The organism is Loktanella sp. S4079, from assembly GCF_000967725.1.
Taxonomy (GTDB): domain Bacteria; phylum Pseudomonadota; class Alphaproteobacteria; order Rhodobacterales; family Rhodobacteraceae; genus Yoonia.
Genome location: NZ_JXYE01000037.1, coordinates 1 through 492, shown reverse-complemented (window position 1 = coordinate 492; position 492 = coordinate 1). Strand labels below are relative to the sequence as shown.

Genomic DNA, 492 nt, shown 5'->3' with positions numbered 1-492 from the left:
AAGACAACGCAGACGGAGAAATTTGGTTCCACGAGCAGCCAAAATATCGAAAATTCACGAACTAATAATGCATGCGGCTAAACCTGTTCTGCATTCTGACAATTGAAAGCGCCGCGTTGCCCAAACACCCTACACTTTCTTATGATTCTAGCCTCAGACAATTCTTTTGATTTAATCCGAACGCAAATTCGGGTTGGCCTTTCGTCATGAAAAATGCCCTTAATTTCTATTTGTTGAAATACCTCACGATCTGCGTCGTTTGCTTATTCGCGAGTACATCTTTTGCGGACGACCTTTGCTATATTTTGACTGAAGAAAGCCAGCTCGACACCGACGATTGTACAGGCGGCTGCAGGCCCGATCCGCAAGCGCATGGGTATTTGTATAAACCTCTACCCTGCAATGCTGTATGTAGCGTCACTATTGAGGGTGAAGCGTATATTTCAGGAAACTGCTTCAGTCAGGCTGGCTCAAGTAATCAACTTGTTTTGA

The 492-nt window shown here is 44.5% G+C and carries 1 protein-coding gene; it reads left to right on the top strand.

Annotated elements, in window-relative coordinates; translation table 11 throughout:
- Nucleotides 1-206 precede the first annotated feature (206 nt).
- A partial coding sequence (locus TW80_RS18350) for a hypothetical protein (protein WP_204218532.1) occupies nt 207-492 on the top strand: 286 nt, incomplete at its 3' end.